The organism is Streptomyces alkaliphilus, from assembly GCF_014141535.1.
GTDB lineage: Bacteria > Actinomycetota > Actinomycetes > Streptomycetales > Streptomycetaceae > Streptomyces > Streptomyces alkaliphilus.
Genome location: NZ_VKHT01001597.1, coordinates 1 through 654 on the forward strand (window position 1 = coordinate 1; position 654 = coordinate 654).

The following is a 654-nucleotide window of genomic DNA, read 5'->3' on the forward strand; positions in this document are numbered from 1 at the left end:
AGACAGCGGGCGGCGGCGGGGTGAGGCTGCGCAGTCCGCAGCGCTCGGGGTCGGCGTCCCTCGGCAGCAGCACGGAGACCGAGCCGTCCGCCCCGACCGTGATCCACACCCCCGACGCCGGTACGCCGGCGCCCGGGTCGCCGTCCGGGCGCAGCGCGCATCCCCGGTCGGTGCCGAACTCGTGCCGGCCCGGGCCCAGCCGCCACACCCGCCCCGCCCCGGGGCCCGAGACGTGCCGCAGTTCCACCGGGGTCGGGTCGCCCGGCGGGGGGAAGCGCACCGGACGCCCGGGCTCCGCCTCGCCCTCCGGCAGGGGCGCCCCCAGCCCCAACAGCGCCCCCTCGCGCACGCCGCAGGCGCTCAGCGGCAGGTCCGGATCGAGTCGGGTGGTGCCGTGGTAGAGGTCCGGCGGGGCGGTCCCCGCGTCGGCTCCGGCGGCGGTTGCGGTCCCGCTCCCGGTGGGGTCCCCGGCGGGTGGGGCGTCCTCCCCCTCCCGCGCGGCGGGCGCGCGGACCAGGGCGGGCAGCAGGTCCCCCACGGTGGCGCCCTCGGGCACGTCCAGCAGGTGATCCGTGCGCCGGCCCGAGGGATCGGCGGTGGTGACGGTGAGCTTCACGGTGGTGTCCAGCGGAGTCGTGCCGCCCGGTGGTGCGG

General features: G+C 80.0%; 1 pseudogene. It reads right to left on the reverse strand.

Annotated elements, in window-relative coordinates:
- A pseudogene (locus FNQ90_RS25875) lies at positions 1 to 654 on the reverse strand (hypothetical protein); the annotation flags it as partial.